The organism is Pseudomonas sp. CFBP13528 (assembly GCF_005233615.1).
Lineage (GTDB): Bacteria > Pseudomonadota > Gammaproteobacteria > Pseudomonadales > Pseudomonadaceae > Aquipseudomonas > Aquipseudomonas fluorescens_AM.
The window spans coordinates 114,707-131,109 of sequence record NZ_QGAJ01000015.1; the positions used below are offsets into that span (position 1 = coordinate 114,707).

General features: G+C 60.9%; 14 protein-coding genes and 1 pseudogene. 3 read left to right on the forward strand and 12 right to left on the reverse strand.

Annotation, left to right across the window (positions count from 1 at the left end; all coding sequences use genetic code 11):
* Position 1: 1 nt before the first annotated feature.
* The 11 genes from PspCFBP13528_RS22575 to arnC form a co-directional block, all read right to left on the reverse strand.
* Positions 2-1,621, reverse strand: a complete 1,620-nt coding sequence (locus tag PspCFBP13528_RS22575) for an acyl-CoA dehydrogenase family protein (protein ID WP_232790575.1) — start codon at positions 1,619-1,621, stop codon at positions 2-4.
* A gap of 267 nt (positions 1,622-1,888) precedes the next feature.
* On the reverse strand, positions 1,889-2,596 hold the full coding sequence (locus PspCFBP13528_RS22580; protein WP_065953563.1) for an HPP family protein: 708 nt from the start codon (positions 2,594-2,596) through the stop codon (positions 1,889-1,891).
* Positions 2,597-2,760: 164 nt separating this feature from the next.
* Positions 2,761-2,985, reverse strand: coding sequence for a hypothetical protein (locus PspCFBP13528_RS22585; RefSeq protein ID WP_342671472.1), 225 nt, complete (start codon positions 2,983-2,985; stop codon positions 2,761-2,763).
* A gap of 242 nt (positions 2,986-3,227) precedes the next feature.
* Positions 3,228-4,850, reverse strand: coding sequence for a phospholipid carrier-dependent glycosyltransferase (locus tag PspCFBP13528_RS22590; RefSeq protein WP_137201552.1), 1,623 nt, complete (start codon positions 4,848-4,850; stop codon positions 3,228-3,230).
* A gap of 3 nt (positions 4,851-4,853) precedes the next feature.
* Positions 4,854-6,233 carry a UDP-glucose/GDP-mannose dehydrogenase family protein gene (locus tag PspCFBP13528_RS22595; RefSeq protein ID WP_065953561.1) on the reverse strand — a complete coding sequence of 460 codons (1,380 nt, stop codon included), beginning with the start codon at positions 6,231-6,233 and terminating at the stop codon, positions 4,854-4,856.
* The gene (gene arnF, locus PspCFBP13528_RS22600; RefSeq protein ID WP_065953560.1) at positions 6,230-6,643 is read right to left on the reverse strand and encodes a 4-amino-4-deoxy-L-arabinose-phosphoundecaprenol flippase subunit ArnF; all 414 of its coding nucleotides are present in this window, start codon (positions 6,641-6,643) and stop codon (positions 6,230-6,232) included. Before arnF ends, PspCFBP13528_RS22595 begins: the two co-directional genes overlap by 4 nt.
* A complete protein-coding gene (gene arnE, locus PspCFBP13528_RS22605) occupies positions 6,640-6,987 on the reverse strand; it encodes a 4-amino-4-deoxy-L-arabinose-phosphoundecaprenol flippase subunit ArnE (RefSeq protein WP_065953559.1) in 348 nt (115 codons plus the stop codon). The genes arnF and arnE overlap by 4 nt, the downstream gene beginning before the upstream one ends.
* Complete coding sequence (gene arnT, locus PspCFBP13528_RS22610; RefSeq protein WP_137201553.1) at positions 6,984-8,639, reverse strand: lipid IV(A) 4-amino-4-deoxy-L-arabinosyltransferase; 1,656 nt, start codon at positions 8,637-8,639, stop codon at positions 6,984-6,986. The genes arnE and arnT overlap by 4 nt, the downstream gene beginning before the upstream one ends.
* Positions 8,636-9,520 (reverse strand): 4-deoxy-4-formamido-L-arabinose-phosphoundecaprenol deformylase, encoded by an 885-nt coding sequence (gene arnD, locus PspCFBP13528_RS22615; RefSeq protein ID WP_065953557.1) that lies wholly within the window; start codon positions 9,518-9,520, stop codon positions 8,636-8,638. The genes arnT and arnD overlap by 4 nt, the downstream gene beginning before the upstream one ends.
* Complete coding sequence (arnA, locus tag PspCFBP13528_RS22620; protein WP_137201554.1) at positions 9,520-11,511, reverse strand: bifunctional UDP-4-amino-4-deoxy-L-arabinose formyltransferase/UDP-glucuronic acid oxidase ArnA; 1,992 nt, start codon at positions 11,509-11,511, stop codon at positions 9,520-9,522. Before arnA ends, arnD begins: the two co-directional genes overlap by 1 nt.
* Positions 11,508-12,542 carry an undecaprenyl-phosphate 4-deoxy-4-formamido-L-arabinose transferase gene (arnC, locus tag PspCFBP13528_RS22625; protein WP_065953555.1) on the reverse strand — a complete coding sequence of 345 codons (1,035 nt, stop codon included), beginning with the start codon at positions 12,540-12,542 and terminating at the stop codon, positions 11,508-11,510. Before arnC ends, arnA begins: the two co-directional genes overlap by 4 nt.
* Positions 12,543-12,953: 411 nt before the next feature.
* On the opposite strand from arnC, the gene PspCFBP13528_RS22630 reads away from it, so the two are divergent.
* Together PspCFBP13528_RS22630 and PspCFBP13528_RS22635 are read left to right on the forward strand one after the other, a co-directional pair.
* Positions 12,954-13,766, forward strand: a complete 813-nt coding sequence (locus PspCFBP13528_RS22630) for a hypothetical protein (RefSeq protein ID WP_137201555.1) — start codon at positions 12,954-12,956, stop codon at positions 13,764-13,766.
* A gap of 108 nt (positions 13,767-13,874) precedes the next feature.
* Positions 13,875-14,789, forward strand: a complete 915-nt coding sequence (locus PspCFBP13528_RS22635) for a tyrosine-type recombinase/integrase (RefSeq protein WP_065953553.1) — start codon at positions 13,875-13,877, stop codon at positions 14,787-14,789.
* A 14-nt stretch (positions 14,790-14,803) separates the two neighbouring features.
* Here the strand turns inward: PspCFBP13528_RS22635 and PspCFBP13528_RS22640 are convergent, their stop codons facing one another.
* Positions 14,804-16,000: a multidrug effflux MFS transporter gene (locus tag PspCFBP13528_RS22640; RefSeq protein ID WP_101220654.1), complete on the reverse strand. Its 1,197-nt coding sequence runs from the start codon at positions 15,998-16,000 to the stop codon at positions 14,804-14,806.
* A gap of 149 nt (positions 16,001-16,149) precedes the next feature.
* On the opposite strand from PspCFBP13528_RS22640, the pseudogene PspCFBP13528_RS22645 reads away from it, so the two are divergent.
* Positions 16,150-16,311 (forward strand): annotated as a pseudogene (locus tag PspCFBP13528_RS22645) (methyl-accepting chemotaxis protein); the annotation flags it as partial.
* Between the last annotated feature and the right edge of the window lie 92 nt (positions 16,312-16,403).

The window sequence follows — 16,403 nt, forward strand, 5'->3', positions numbered from 1 at the left end:
GTCATTGGTCCTCATAGAGTGGACGGGTGAACTGCTCGATGTAATCAGCGCGATCGATCAACGCACTGACCAGGATTTGCGGTGGTTCAAGCGCAATGGCCAACGCTTCAATCTGCTCAGGACTGACATCCAGGCCGGCTCTTTCTGGCTTGCGCATACCCCAGGGGTACAGCTTTGCAGCGAATTCGCCGATCAGATCCTCCACGGTCGCGGGTTCAGGCACTCCTAGCGCCTGAACTTCCTGAATCACCAAGCTCAACGCCCTGGCATAGACCAGGCCCACTGCCTGCTCATGGGTAAACCCGGCAGATTGACGACATTGCTCAAGGATCTTCGCTTCGACACGCTGGCCGATGTTGGCTGCTGACGTGTCGACAGACCGTGGCCGCGCCAACGCATCCTTGATGACCTGATAGGCCATGATCGAGCTGTCCCCGGCAAATGTGTTGGCAATCTCACAGTCCATGCGTTGCGTGACGATCTGGTTGTAATGATGAAAGCCTTGAGACCCGCACAGCTCACGAGACAGCGCAATCACCTCCAGCCCTTGCCACGCACCTACCGCCTTGCACACGGCTGCCAACACGTGAAGCTCCTTGCGCTTGTGCTCCTGCGCCCAATCCGCCTCGAAGCGCTTGCGCACCGCCTGCTCCAGGTAGGTGAGCGCAATCGCCTTGAGTTGTACGGCATACAGGCGTTGACGAAACAGAGGCTGGCTCATCAGTGCAACCTGGCCGACCTGCGACTGGATTAGACGGTGATGAGCGAATCGATAGCTCAAGTGGGCTGTCAGCCCGGCACTATGGCGAATACCGGCTATGAACAGCAGCCGCTCCTGCAGGAAGGTCTTCAGCGCACCAATAAAACGCTGCGATAAAGGTACGTCGCTGACGAAGACACCCTCGTCAGTGAATCGGGAGTGTCGTTGCAGCAGGGCCTCGAGGGGGAGTTTCATCCGGCAGAAGCGTATGGCCGCCACCTGGTTGGCATGAATGCCACCTTTGGGGTCGCATGCCATTATTTTCACGCCGTTGAGCAGGCAACCGTTTTCGCGTTCGCGGATAACCACTCGAAACCAATGATGACCTTGATCCTCATCGTCGACGATCAGGCGGGCGAGCACCATCACCACTTGCGCGGCGCGAAATGCATTGCCTATCCAGCACTTGCAGGCTTCGGGTGCAGGGGAATCGAGGACCAGAGAACCCTCTTCGCGGTTGTACGTTACCGTCGTGCGAATATTGCGCACGTCGGTCCCCACTGCCACTTCCGTGCAGCCGAACGCATACACCTTATCCAGGCGCACCGCTTCGTCTCGATAGCGCTCTACCTGCGCGGCTGAACCGTGGTTGAACAATGCATCGACAGCAATCATGTGATCGACTATCGAGGAGTGGAGCGCGTAGTCGAAGGCGCCCAAATAGCCCATCAATTCACACAGTGAGGAAAACTCCGCCTGTCGTGATTGCCCCAGCCACAGCTCGTTATTAATCAGACCGGTACTAAAAATCGCATGCATGCGCTTGATCGTAAGGTCCATGTACGTCATCAGAGAAGCGTGGTGACGCTGGCGCGGCTCAAATAGGGGGGAACGCAGTAATTGTTGAAATACGGTGTTCAAGGCAAGCTCTCCTGTTTCGAATAAATGTTCGAAACACCCGAGCAGGAGGACTGGCAGGAAAACTACGACAAGGGCGCTAACTCCCGATGCGATGGGCGCCGCGCGATGCTACTGGTCCAAAGCCAGACCTTCCTTGTCTTCGCTACTGGTACAGCAATGGCCCAGACATCCAGGACTGCAGACAATTTCAAGTGTTGACTTGACTTTAGTCATGATGCGATTGATCGCAAGTGGCGCAATAAGCCACTCGTCGCGCCGCTGCTGATATCAAACCACGCGACTGGCCAGGACCTCGCCGATGCTGCGGCGTCGCGCGTGGCCTTCGGCGGAGTGAATCAATTCCTCCAGCGCCGTGGGCTCGACGTCAAAGAACTGCTCCATATCGGCCAACGCCAGCTTGAGGTCGGCCGCAGTGATGGCCGGGTCGGTCATGGGCGCACTGCCGATCACCACCGGCGCCGATTCGGCAGGTGCCTTGGGATAACGCGTGCGGGTGGCATTATTGTAGGCCAGCGCGCACGTCAGCAGCGCACCGGCACCGAGCATGACCGGTGCCAGCTCCTGCCAGCCGAGGGCGATGGAGGCAGGGTCGGCCAATACCAGCGTCATGGCCAGCCCCCCCGCCGGCGGGTGCAGGCAGCGTAGCCAGCAGATCAGCACAACGGTCATGCCCGCCGCCAGGCAAGCGCTGCCGAGGGTGCGTCCCAGCACCCGTGCCACGAGCAGCGCCACCACGCCCGCGCACAGATAACTGCCCATGATCGACCACGGTTGCGCCAATGCCCCCGACGACACGGCGAACAGCAACACCGCCGACGCGCCCAGTGGGCCAAGCAGATGCAGGGCGACTTCCATGCCAAACACCTGGGCACATACCCAGACACTGAGCAGGGTGCCCAAGGCCATGCCGATAGCGGCGCGACTCCATTCAGAGGGGCGGGTATTGATGGCGGCAGGTAACCAGCGAGCGAGCATTGAAAAAGGTCCTGAAACTGGGGGCGAAAAAAAGGCCCGCCTGGTTTCCCGGGAAAGCCTTGAACGTTCCAACGTGATTGGGGGAAGGAACGCGTGCAGTGTGCCAACTGCTTTGCATCGACGCCAATGCATATTAATGAGGGTTGAATGCAAAAATCATGTAGTCAAGAGGCTTCGCCAAACGGGGTTCGAGCGGCGCCCGCGGAGGAGGGCGTGCTGATCTTGCCCAGCACGAGGCTATCGAGTTCTTCGTTGAACAAGCGTTTGTGCAGGTTCTCCTGCATGCCTGGTTCGTCAGCCAGCGGCCCCTTCAACGCCACCAGTGCGTCGCGCAACCCCATCAGCCGATCCAGTCTCGGCGCCGCTACAGCCAGCGTATCCTCTCGCACGGCATTGCCTCCTTGTTGTTAGGCAGGTTCGCTACCAGAGCTGTTCCAGAGAGCCCCTGACGCAGGTGGTAAATAATTAATGCACTTGGCAAGCGAGTCTACAGTCGGGTTCCAGACCTCGGAAGGCGAAGTGCACCGGCCCTTACGCAAAGCTCTGTAGGTGCTTTCTCGGTAATTCTGGTGAAAAACGCCCACCGTTGTATAAGTGGGCGTTATTTCTTACGCGCTCGTTGAAAACACGCTCAGGGAGAGGTGTTTTTCTCCAGATGGAGCAACACATAAGGCGTCTTATCGAACGCGCCAGTGAGCGTCGGCGTGAGCGAACGCAGGCGTGGGTCAGTCAGGCTCTGGAAGTCCGCCTGGCTCATCACCAGCCAGGCCGGCGCCTGAACAGGCTGCAGTTCAGCGGGCAATTGGGTAAACAGCGGGACCTTGTCGCAATTGAAGTTGACCATGAACTTGATGGCTTTTGCATCTTTGCCCAATGCATGCAACACCAGCGGTGCCGGTTGCTGCAGGATCTGATCCTTGGCCGCCAGCGTGAACGTGCGGGTGTCGTAAAGGCTGCGCTCCAAGGGTTCGACCACTGAGATGTAAGTCGTCCAGACTGCCACCACCGCAGCGAACGCCGGACCGACCGCGCGCAGTCGCGCCTTGAACAATGCCAGTACCGCCAGCGCCTGAAGCACCGCCAGCAGGCCGAAAATCAGCCCGAGATCGGCCAGCAGTTCCGGGTAACGCCGTCGCGCTGCGATCAGGCCGACCGCCAACAGCGCGGGTAACAGCGTCCACACTACCAGCATCAAGCCGCGCAAAGCGCTGAACAGACGGCCCTGGGCGACCTGGAACGGATACGCGGCAATGATTGCGGCCATCGGCAGCATCGGCAGGATATAACGCGCCTTTTTGGCCTGGGGCACCGACAAGCCAAGCATCACCAATGCACCGGCGGCCGCGCAGTACAGCACCAGCTTCAACGCAGGTTCGGCTGCTCGGCGGCCGCCGCTCATCACGGCCAGCAACACCAGAAGCGCCACCGGGTAGGCCAGGGCATAGTTGCCCAGGGAGCTGGTGAAGTAATACAGCACGCTGCCGGAGCCTTCGCTGCCATCCATGCGCCCGAGAAACTGCATGCGGATCACGTCGTGCATGAAGTCTTCGCCACCGCTGAGCTTGGCCAACAGCAGCAACAGGCCGATACACGCCGCCAGCAACGCCAGCGCCAATAGCCCGAAGCTGAACAACTGCCGCCATTGACGGTTGATCAGGTAATAGCTGCACAGCACTCCGGTAGGAATGACCAGGCCAATCGGCCCGCGAATCGCAAAACCGAGCATCAGCAGCGCAAACACCCAGTGCAGGCGCCTGGCCGCAGAGAAATGATCATGGGCATAACCCAGGTAAAACACTGCCAGCGTCACCGCCGCCAGCATCTGGTCCAGGGAGACGGCGCGGGTTTCGCTGATAAAGGTGCTGCTGAGCAGCAACATGGCGATGCTCAGCAGGCCCCAGCGCAGGGAGTAGGGCGCAGTGAGTCGATACACCAGCACCACGATGCACGCCGAGGCGACAGCGCTGGGCAGCCAGGCCGTGAGGCTGGTGACCTGGCCCGATGGCAGGGACAACAGCCAGGTCAGCAGGGTCGATGTGGCCAGGTAGTCCGCATACGGCTGGCCGTAGGTGGTGGGAAAGAAGCTCGGCCCATGGCGCAGCATCTCCTGGGCAAACACCACGAAGCGTGAATCGAACCCGATAATCGCCTGGTGCCAGTTGCCGGCGATGAACAGCAGCAGTGCCAAGAGCCCCAAACCCAGTGACTGTAAACGGATCGTTGGGCTGAGCTGGGGCGCAAGTGCTTTGTTCACCTATCAGCCTGCCTTGGCCTGTTGCACCCAGTTTTGCTGGGGGATCGGCAAGTCGCAGGAGTCACCACGGCCGATCGGGAAATACTTGAAGCCCTTGCGGGTGAGGCGCTCGCCGTCGTACAGGTTGCGACCGTCAAAGATCACCGGGGTTTTCAGGCGCTGGTGAATCAGGTCGAAGTCCGGTGCCTTGAATTGTTGCCACTCGGTGCAGACGATCAGCGCATCGGCGCCGCCCAGGGTGGACTCCGGCGTGCCCATCAGCATCAACCGCGGGTCATCGCCATAGATACGCTGGGTTTCCTGCATGGCTTCGGGGTCGAATGCGCGTACGTTGGCGCCGGCGTCCCAGAGGGCTTCCATCAGCACGCGGCTCGGCGCGTCGCGCATGTCGTCGGTATTGGGCTTGAAGGCCAGGCCCCACAAGGCGAAGGTCTTGCCGCGCAGGTCACCCTTGAAGAACGCGTTGATGCGCTCGAACAGCTTGCCTTTCTGACGCTGGTTGATCGCTTCCACGGCTTCGAGCAGGTCGCTGGAACAGTTGGCCTGCTTGGCGCTGTGGATCAGGGCGCGCATGTCTTTGGGAAAGCAGGAGCCGCCATAGCCGCAACCGGGATAAATGAAGTGGTAGCCGATGCGTGAGTCGGCACCGATGCCCAGGCGCACGGCTTCGATGTCGGCGCCCAGGTGTTCGGCCAGCTCGGCGATCTGGTTGATGAAGCTGATCTTGGTGGCGAGCATGCAGTTGGCGGCGTACTTGGTCAGTTCAGCGCTGCGCAGGTCCATGAAGATGATGCGGTCATGGTTGCGGTTGAACGGCGCATACAGGTCGCGCATCACCTCCCGTACTTCTTCGCGCTCGCAGCCGATGATGATGCGGTCCGGGCGGCGGCAGTCGGCCACGGCCGAGCCTTCCTTGAGAAATTCCGGGTTGGAGACGATATCAAACTGCAGCTCACGGCCGGCGGCGCGCAGGTTCTTGCGCATGTGGTCGCGCAGGGTATCGCCGGTGCCCACTGGCACGGTGGACTTCTCCACCAGGATCACCGGCGCCACGCGATGGCGGGCGACCGCATCACCCACCGACAGCACGTATTTGAGATCGGCCGAACCGTCTTCATCCGACGGCGTGCCCACCGCAATGAACAACACTTCACCATGCTCGACCGCAAGTTTTTCATCGTAGGTGAAATGCAGGCGTCCGCTTTCCAGGTTTTCCTTGACCATGGCGGCCAGGCCGGGCTCGAAGATGGTCACGTGGCCCTTTTGCAGCGACTCGACTTTGCGCTGGTCAACGTCCATGCAAATAACATCGTGACCGACTTCGGCTAATACCGTGGCCTGTACCAGACCGACGTAACCACTACCAAATACGCTGATTTTCATGGGGTATTCCTGGGACTTGAGGTGCTAGCACGACGAGAGTTGATGACCAGTACGCCGAGGATGACCAAGGCCACCCCCAGGGTTTTCGAAAGCGAAAAGTGTTCGTTGAAGACCGGCAGGCACGCCGCCAGCAGGTACACCAGCGCGTAGCTGATGCTCAGCAGCGAATATGCACGCCCGAGGGGCAAGTGCTTCAGTGCGCCGAGCCAGCAGAGCATCGACAGCGCATAAGCGATGATCGCCAGGATCACCACGCCCAGGGCGCTGCCGTCGATGCTGCCGGTGCTCAAAGCGTTCGGCCATTCATCCGGCAACGGCAGCCGCGTCATGCTCCAGCGCATGCCCAGTTGGGCGGCACTGACCAGGCCGACGCTGCCCAGGGCCAGGGCGAAACCGCGTGTCCGGCTCATACCTGGCGCCCCAACAGCACAACGCCGGCGATGACCAGCGCCACGCCCAGCCAGTGGCGACCATCGATGGGCTCGGCAAAGACAAAGCGCGCCATCAGCGTGACCAGCACAAAGTTCAGGCTGAGCATCGGGTAGGCAATGCCCACTTCCAGGCGCTGCAGCACCAGCAGCCACACCAGCAAGCCGAGGCCCAGGCACACCAGCGCCGACCACAACCAGGGTGAGCGTAGCTTCGGCGCCCACGCGTCGGGCATGTCACGCCAGCTTTCCACGGCAAACTTCTGCGAGACCTGGCCCATGCAGGTGAGCAGGCACGCCGTGAGCAATAGAAGCAGGGTGATCATGGCGCGACCTGCGGGAAAATCAGAATCACGATGTTGCCTTGCGCATACCGCTGGCCGTCCGGGGGCAGCAGTGCGAGCTCTTCCTTTTCGCCCTGGCTGTTGACGCGCATCACCACGCCCACGGCACCGCTGCGGCGGGTTTGCGCCATCCAGGCCTGGATTTGATTGCGGTCAATCAGACGATGAGCGGTATCAGCGTAGGCCAGCCCGTATTTCACCTCGCCAGAGGTGTTGTACAGCGTGATGTCGGGCCGTTTCAGCCGCCAGGCCAGCGCTGCGGACGCACCCAGGTCGTTGCTCAACAGCGCAACAGAGGGCTTGAGCTCTTCGGCGTGATCGATGATGAACTGGTCCGGCGTCTTGTTATAAACCACCGAATGGGGCAGGGCGGCAGGCAACAAGACCACCAGCAAACCGCTGCCGATCAGCGGCGCGGCCCACAGTTTCAACGGGCGCGCCGCCTGCAGCAGGTTGGCCAGGATCCAGCCGACCACGCCGGTAAATACCAGCACCAGGCTGAGGGTTTCCTCACCGTGCTCGTACAGCGGCTTCTTCCATTGGAACCAGATCAGCGCCAACAGCACGAGCACACCGATCACCAGGTTCAGCCAACCGTTGATGCGCAATACGCGGCCCCGGCCCTGAGCGAGCTTGTCACTCAGGGTCGAACCCATCAGCAATGCCAGGGGCAGCAGGCACGGCATGATGTAGGAGGGCAGCTTGCCCTTGGCCAGGCTGAAGAATGCCAGGGGCATCACCAGCCACAGCAGCAGGAACGCGGTTTTCGGCAGGCGCTTGTCCGACCATGCCTGCTTGAGCGTGGACGGTAACAGGGCGACCCACGGCAACGTGAAGGCGATCAGCAACGGCAGGTAGTACCAGAACGGTTCGGCATGTTGGGCATCTTCACCGGCGAAGCGCTGGATATGCTCGTGCCAGAAGAAGAAGTGCCAGTAATCCGGCTCTTGCAGGTGCACCGCCAATGCCCAGGGCAAGCTGACCAGGATCGCAGCAGCCACCGCCACCGGCCCGAACTTGAACAACTCGACCGAACGTTTCTGCCAGAGCGCGTAGGGCAGGGCGATCAACACCGGCAGCAACCACGCCAGGAAGCCCTTGGTCATGAATCCCATGCCGCAGGCCATGCCGAGCAGGGCCCAGGCCCCCAGTCGAGCACGGCGGGTAGTGCTGTCGAAGCAGAACCACAAAGCAGCGCCTGTCAGGTTGACCCAGAACGTGAATTGGGGGTCCAGGTTGGCGTAGCCGCCCAGCATCGCCACACTGACGAAACTCATGTACAGCACGCTGCTGACCAGGCTTTTTTGCGGGTCGTTCCACAACCGGCGGGACACCAGATAAACCAGCAGAATGCTCAGCCCGGTGCTCAAGGCCGAGGCAAAACGCACACCGAACAGGTTCTGCCCGAAGATCGCCTGGCCCAGCGCGATCATCCAGTAGCCGGCGGCAGGTTTTTCGAAGTAGCGAATGCCCATGAAGTGCGGCGCGGCCCACTTGCCGGTCAGCAGCATTTCCTGGCTGATCTGCGCGTAGCGGGTCTCATCGGGAATCCACAGCCCGTGGGTCGCCAGCGGTAACAGGTAGAACACCCCGAACGCCAACAGGAGCAGGGGCAATGCCCAGCGCCGGATCATGCTTGCTGCACTCCAAGCCAACCCTCGCGGCCGCTCAATGCGCCACGCACCAACTGTTGCTGGGGCAGGGTGGTCACATCCGCAGGCAACAGGTCGCCCAGGGGTTTGAAATCGATGCCGCGCGGCCCTGCCTGGGCAAGCAACTGTCGAAAATCATTGGCCATCAGAATCCCTTCTACTTCTGCGTGGATCGTATAGACGTTCAGCGTCGAGGCGCTGAACCGATCCAGGATGAAACCGTTGAAGTCTTTGGCAGCCACGACCGGCCCGACGACTTCGTCGAAGGTCGGCAGGTCCACCGGAATTTGTGGGGTGCCCGCACTGCCGTCGGCCAGGGTCGGTCGAAACAGGCTGGTGCCCCGGCAATCGCTGTTGTAGCGAAAATTGAAGGCTTGTTTGGCTTGCACCACGCGTTCATCGGCGCGCCAACCGGCGGCCGCTGAACAGTCGACGCGCTCACCGAGGATGTCGCTCAGGGTATCCACGCCGCGCCGGATCTGCTCGACCAGCTGCGCGTCACTCCAGCGCCCGGTGTTGGCCTGCCAGCCGTGGTGATCCCAGGCGTGCAGGCCGACTTCGTGCCCGGCGGCCTTGGCCTGGCGCATCAGATGCCCCAGGTCACGGCCAATCGGTTTGCCTGGCCAGGCGGTGCCGGCCAGCAAAATGTCCCAGCCATACAGGCCGGCGGCATTGGAACGGAGCATTTTCCACAGGAACTGCGGGCGGATCAGGCGCCACAAGTGGCGCCCCATGTTGTCCGGCCCGACGCTGAAGAAAAACGTCGCCTTGACCCCGGCTTCATCCAGGGACTCGAGCAACCGTGGCACACCTTCGCGGGTGCCACGGTAGGTGTCGACGTCGATGCGAAGGCCTGCCTGCATTACTTTTTATCCGCTATTTCAAGCATGGCTTCGCGCAGGAAGAAATCCAGCGTGTTGCCGATGGTTTCGCTCATCTCCACGGTCGGCTCCCAGTTCAGCAGGCGCTTGGCATTTTCGATGCTCGGCTTGCGATGGGCCACGTCCTGGTAACCGGTGCCGTAGAACGCCTTGCTCTCCACGTCGCGAAAGCCCGCGAACGGCGGGAAATTGTGGCGCAACGGGTGCGCCTCGAACTGACGCAGCAGCTCTTCGCCCAACTGGCGGATGCTGGCTTCGTTTTCCGGGTTACCGATGTTGATGATCTGGCCGTCGCAGACACCGTTCTCGTTATCGATGATGCGCGCCAGGGCTTCGATGCCGTCAGCGATGTCAGTGAAGCAACGCTTCTGCTCGCCGCCGTCGAACAGGCGGATCGGCGTACCTTCCACCAGGTTCAGGATCAACTGGGTGATGGCACGGGAACTGCCGATACGCGCCGAATCCAGGCGGTCCAGGCGCGGGCCCATCCAGTTGAACGGACGGAACAGGGTGAATTTCAGGCCTTTGTCGCCGTAGGCCCAGATCACGCGGTCGAGCAGTTGCTTGGAGACCGAGTAGATCCAGCGTTGCTTGTTGACCGGGCCCACCACCAGGTTGGAGGTGTCTTCGTCGAAGTACTGGTCCTGGCACATGCCGTAGACTTCGGAGGTCGATGGGAAGATCACGCGCTTGTTGTACTTGACGCAGTAACGCACCAGCTTGAGGTTTTCTTCGAAATCCAGTTCGAATACGCGCAGCGGGTTGCGGGTGTATTCGATTGGGGTGGCGATGGCCACCAGTGGCAGCACCACGTCGCATTTCTTGATGTGGTACTCGATCCACTCGGTGTGGATGCTGATATCGCCTTCTACATAGTGGAAGTTGGGGTGGCTGCGCAGGCGCTCGATGGCGTCGGAACCGATGTCCAGGCCGTAGACTTCGTAACGGTCGTCGCGCAGCAGGCGCTCGGACAGGTGGTTACCGATAAAACCGTTCACCCCCAGGATCAACACACGGGTACGGCGTGGCTTGCGGCCCGACTCGGCGCCGCGCAGCACCGAACCGTCCACCAGGCCCAGTTCATCGGCCAGGGAAGGGCCGGCCAGGTACAAGCCGTTGTCGTTGCGCTGGCCAAACTTGACCACCAGGGAGTCTTCGCCACAGGCGATGCGCAGCGGGTTGACGCTGATTACGCGGCCAGGCGCCAGGCCTTCATTGCCCTTGACCACGTCGGCCTGCCACACGATGAGCTTGTGCTCACCCACGGCGCAAAAGGCGCCAGGGTAAGGCTGGGTGACGGCTCGGACCAGGTTGAACAGTTGCTCGGCGGGCTTTTTCCAGTCGATCTTGCCATCGGCGGCGCTGCGGCGGCCGAAGCAGGTCGCCTGGCTTTCGTCCTGGGCGATTTCGGTCAGTTTGCCCTGGGCCAGTTGCGGCAGAGCGTCGCGCAGCAGGTTGCTGGCGGCATCACGCAGTTTGGCGTGCAGGCTCAGGCCGGTGTCGCTGCGCTCGATGCTGACTGTCTGTTGGGCCAGGATCGCGCCGGCATCGGCACGCTTGACCATGCGGTGCAGGGTCACGCCGGTTTCGGTTTCACCGTTGACCAGCACCCAGTTGGCCGGGGCGCGGCCACGGTATTTGGGCAGCAGCGAACCATGCAGGTTGAACGCGCCGTGGCGGGCGGTGGCCAGCACGGGCTCGCTCAACAGGTTGCGGTAATAGAAAGAGAAGATGAAATCCGGGTTGAGCTTGGCGATGCGCTCGACCCACAGGGGGTGGTTGGCATCTTCCGGGGCGTGCACCGGGATACCGTTGCGGGCGCACAGCTGGGCGACGGAGCCGTAGAAATTGTTTTCCTTGGGGTCATCGGCATGGGTGAACACCGCAGCGATGTCGTAACCCGCAGCGAGCAAGGCTTCAATACCGGCGCAGCCAATATCGTGGTAGGCGAAGACAACGGCTTTTGAACTCATGACTGGACCTGATCGGAAGTAGAAGTAGAAGTATGGGAAGACACCAGGCCATCAACGACGACCACGGGAGCCGGTGCTGCCGGTTGGTTGCGCAGCACTTTCTCAATGAAGAAACGCGGGCGGGCGCGCACATCGCTGTACATGCGGCCCAGGTATTCACCCAGCAGGCCCATGCCGATGAACTGGCCACCGGTGAACACAAACAGCACGGCAAACAGCACGAACAGGCCATCGCCCGCCCAATCGGCACCGAAGGCCAGGCGCATGACGATCAGCGCAAAGGCAAACAGCACGCCCAGCGCCGCCAGGCTGAAACCGACGATGGACAGCAGGCGCAACGGCGTGGTGGTCATGCAGGTGAGCAGGTCGAACATCAGGCTGATCAGGCGCATGGCGCTGTATTTGGACTCGCCATGTTCACGCTCGGCGTGGTGCACCAGGATTTCTGTGGTGTGACGGGCAAAGCCATTGGCCAGGATCGGAATGAAGGTGCTGCGCTCGCGGCAGGCAAGCATCGCGTCGACGATGGTGCGGCGGTAGGCGCGCAGCATGCAGCCGTAGTCAGTCATGGCCACGCCGGTGGAGCGCTGCACGGCCAGGTTGATCAGGCGCGAAGGCCAGCGACGGAACGCGGAATCCTGGCGATTGTTACGCACCGTGGCGACCACGTCATAGCCCAGGGCGGCTTGTTCCACCAGGCGCGGGATTTCTTCCGGCGGGTTTTGCAGGTCGGCGTCGAGGGTAATCACCACTTCGCCGCGGCACTGTTCAAAACCGGCCATGATTGCCGCATGCTGGCCATAGTTGCGATTGAGGATCACTGCGACCACGTTGCTGCCTTCTTCGGCGGCGGCGTCTTCGAGCAACTGCGCCGAATCGTCACGGCTACCGTCATCCACCAGGATGATTTCGTATTCGTAGGCCAACTGTTTGCAGGCCGCCGTGGTGCGGCGCAGCAATTGGGGCAGGCTCTCTTGTTCGTTATAGACCGGGATAACGATCGATACGCAATGAATAGGGTAGGGTTTCAAAGATTCAAGACCTCGGCTGGAGCAACTTGGAGCGCGAAAACAGCAGCGATTATTGGGCAAAACTACAGCCCGCAGAGTACAAAACGGCGCTAAAGATAAAGCGGAATCAACAGCTTAGTCGATTAACCCCGGATTGCTCTGAAGTGTTGCCTACAAGGTTAAGCGCAAAAATGTTCAACGAATATGAAAGGCGGATGAAAAACTCGTTTATTTGACAGGTAGACAGCTAGGGTTCAGCTATGTGGCCAAGGTGTTAAACCCTGTGATTTTCAGGCAGATAGGAACAGGCCGGCGGGTATTTGGTTCACGTGGGATGCACCTGCGACGGCCTCTGTGTACCTATTCAACAATCTTCTCTGCATTGCCCTTCAAGTGCCGGTAAAGTAAGCCATCTCTTGCCAGGGTACTCGGATGAATAGCGTGCAGCTTTTACGCGGCCAGTTGCGGCCGGTGTTGATGGGATTGTGGGTGTGCATCGCCTGTGTCACGACCGTGCGGGCCGATGAAGGCGTGACCCTGGCGAACATTGATCAGGTCCCCGAGGGTGTCGAAGTGCGCGGCAAGCAAATCGCCGCTTACACGTGGGACGATCGCCAGGGCAGAAACCTGCTGGTCCTGGCCGAACAGGTCAGCGAACGGGACGACGATGGCACCCAGTCGGCGTTTGTCTATGCGGCCCAGTACCTGCTGGCGGGCGAGCATCCCAAGCGCGTGTGGATGCTCTACGACGACGTACGCCAGTGCCAATTCGACGCCGGGCTGCACTTTGACACGGCGGCTACCCAGGTCACCGACCTGCTGGGTGACGGCAATACCCAGGCGACTGTGGGCTATTCGCGCACCTGTACCAGCGATGTCAGCCCAAATGAATTCAAGTTGATCATGCACGTCGGCAAGTCAGAGAAGTATCGCCTGCGCGGCGTTGACCGCTACGGCGCAGCCTGGTGGGACGAAGACGCCGGAGCTCTGCGCGGCATGCCGTTGCCGACCGATTGCAGCGTGGCCGCACAGCAGGCGTTGGTCAGCCAGTACAAGGAACAGGGCACCGAGCTGCCGCTGCCAGGCTGCTACGCCGACGAGAAGGATTTTGCCAAGGCGCCGGACAGTTACTTGACCTTCATGCGCCGTCACTGGTTTGCACTGATGCAGAAACAGGATGCCGATTGGAGCCAATCCCAGAGTCAACCTCAGCCATCCGCCGAAGAAGAAGATGTGGCGCCCTGATTTGATGGCAAGGGCGAGACTGCGCTAGACTCGGCCCTCGCCAATTCAATAAATATTACGATTAATCAATGGATTGCTCGTGATATTTAATCCAAAGGCTGATCTACCTTGACTGAGTCCATCCGCAACCCGCTGACCCTCTACCTCACCCGCCTTGCGCCCTCCAGCCAACTGACCATGCGTTACGTGCTGCAGGATGCCGCCGACCGTCTGGGCCTTGACGACGTCAACCTGGAAGACATTGACTGGCACCTGCTGCAGCCCGAACAGGTGATTGCGCTGGTCGCCGCGTTGCGTGAAGACGGCTATGCGCCGAACACTTCGTCACTGTATGTGAATGCCGTGCGCGGGGTGATGAATGAAGCGTGGCGGATGAGCCTGATCAGCCAGGAACATCTGTTGAAGATGCGTTCGGTCAAGGCCGCGTCCGGTACACGCCTGGGGCAGGGGCGTAACCTGCGCCGTACGTTGATCCGCGAAATGATGGAAGTCTGCGCCGCCGACCCACGCCCCCAGGGCCTGCGCGACGCCGCTGTCATCGGCATCCTGTACGGCTCGGGCATGCGCAAATCGGAGTCGGTCAACCTTGACCTGGCGCAGATCGATTTTGCCCAGCGCAGCTTGCGCGTGATCGGCAAGGGCAATAAAGAACTGGTCAAGTACGCGCCGGACTGGGCATTCGCCAAGCTGCAGGCCTGGCTGGAGTTTCGTCGCGGGCAACTCAAGGAAGGCGAAGAGGACGACACGTTCCTGTTCAACCGCATTCGACGTGGCAGTCATATCACCCGGGAACGCATCACCAAGCACGCGATTTACTACATCGCTCGCCAGCGCGGGGACCAGGTAGGCGTGAAGATCATGCCCCATGACTTCCGCCGCTCGTTCATCACGCGGGTGATCGAGGAACATGACCTGTCGATTGCGCAAAAGCTGGCCCATCACACCAATATCCAGACCACCGCCAGCTATGACGTACGTGACGACAACGAGCGGCGGCGGGCGGTGGATCGGTTTGATCTGTAGGCGTTACGCGCCGGTCAGGCGCTCGCCAGGTGCGGCGGCAAGCGCCGCAGCGTCCACAACACCGTGAGCATGGCGGCCGCCGCGCACAGCGCGATGCCAACCAGCATCGGCGCGGGCGTATGGTCGGCAAACAGTCCCACCAGCGTCATGGCCACAGCGGCGGTGACCATCTGAATCGCGCCCAGCAGGGCCGATGCCGAACCTGCCACCGCGCCATGGTCTTCCAGGGACAACACCCCGGCGGCCGGTAATAACAGGCCGAGAAAACCGAAGCCGATAAACAGCAGCGTCATCATCAAGACCAGGTGATTGCCCCACAGCGTACTGGCCGCCAGCAGCGCCATCACGGCCGCCACGGCAATCACCGACCAGCGGATCAGCGGCGGCAGGCCAAAGCGGGCGCTCAGGCGTGCCGTCAGCTGGCTCATGGCGAAAAATGACGCCGCATTCACGGCAAAGCACAGGCTGAATTGCGTCGGTGTCAGGCCGAAGTATTCGATGTATACAAAGGGCGCGCTGCCGATAAACACAAAGAACGTGGCCAGGCCAAAGCCGCTTACCACCGACAACCCGGTGAACACCGGATCGCGGAGGAGGGCGCCGTAGCTGCCGAATGCGCTGCCCAGGGTCTTGCCCAAACGACGTTCCGCCGGATGGGTTTCCGGCAGTTGCACGATCGTCATCACCAGGCACAGCAGCGCCACCACCGCCAACGCGGCAAACACCTCGCGCCAGCTCCAGAACGAAATCACCAGGCTGCCGGCCAATGGCGCAAGGATCGGTGAAACGCTCATCACCAGCATCAACAAGGCCATCAGGCGCGCCGCTTCATGGCCGGTGTACAGGTCGCGGACAATCGCCCGTGGAATCACCATCCCCGCGCATGCCCCAAAGGCCTGCACCGCGCGAAAACCGATCAGCACTTCGATGGTGGGGGCCAACGCACAGCCGATACTGCCCACGGTAAAGATCACCAACCCCGCATAGATCGGCAACTTACGCCCAAATACATCGCTGATCGGGCCGTAGAACAGCTGGCACACCCCGATGATCATGAAGAACACGGTCAGGCTCATCTGCACGGCGGCCGGCGACGCGTTGAGACTGGCGCCAAGGGTTGGCAGCGCCGGCAGGTAGCTGTCGATGGCAAAGGGGCCGACGGCGGTGATCAAGCCCAACAGCAGGGCGAGGTGGGCGATGCTTCTAGGCATGGGCAAGTCCGGGCAAAAAACGCCCAGCTTAAGGGATTCGCGCAGATCCGCAAACTTGGGCTTCACTAACCGATACCAGTGCCGATAACGGTACTGATGACGCTCGAACGGTTGGTTTCCCAACCGGCGGTCCAGGTATGGGGATACAGATGACGATCAAACTACGCTTGATGCTGTTGATTGCGACCGGGCTGCTGACCGCCTTGATCATGAGCCTGGCCGGCTACCTGGGAAACTCCCGGATGGGCGCTGCCGTGCAGGACAATGAAGTCAGCATGACGGTGCTGCGCAACCATATGGAAGCCGACATGAACTGGTCAAGTAATCTTGGACACTGATTAAGGTTCACGCCGCCAACCTTTCCTTCACGACCGGCGACCGGTAGTCGTTGTAGCTATGAGGC

Coding starts and splice junctions, on each gene's coding strand:
- arnD (WP_065953557.1), bottom strand. CDS start 9,520: ATGCAGGCAGGCCTTCGCATCGACGTCGACACCTACCGTGGCACCCGC.
- arnT (WP_137201553.1), bottom strand. CDS start 8,639: ATGATCCGGCGCTGGGCATTGCCCCTGCTCCTGTTGGCGTTCGGGGTG.
- PspCFBP13528_RS22630 (WP_137201555.1), top strand. CDS start 12,954: ATGAATAGCGTGCAGCTTTTACGCGGCCAGTTGCGGCCGGTGTTGATG.
- PspCFBP13528_RS22640 (WP_101220654.1), bottom strand. CDS start 16,000: ATGCCTAGAAGCATCGCCCACCTCGCCCTGCTGTTGGGCTTGATCACC.
- PspCFBP13528_RS22580 (WP_065953563.1), bottom strand. CDS start 2,596: ATGCTCGCTCGCTGGTTACCTGCCGCCATCAATACCCGCCCCTCTGAA.
- arnE (WP_065953559.1), bottom strand. CDS start 6,987: ATGATCACCCTGCTTCTATTGCTCACGGCGTGCCTGCTCACCTGCATG.
- arnF (WP_065953560.1), bottom strand. CDS start 6,643: ATGAGCCGGACACGCGGTTTCGCCCTGGCCCTGGGCAGCGTCGGCCTG.
- PspCFBP13528_RS22595 (WP_065953561.1), bottom strand. CDS start 6,233: ATGAAAATCAGCGTATTTGGTAGTGGTTACGTCGGTCTGGTACAGGCC.
- arnA (WP_137201554.1), bottom strand. CDS start 11,511: ATGAGTTCAAAAGCCGTTGTCTTCGCCTACCACGATATTGGCTGCGCC.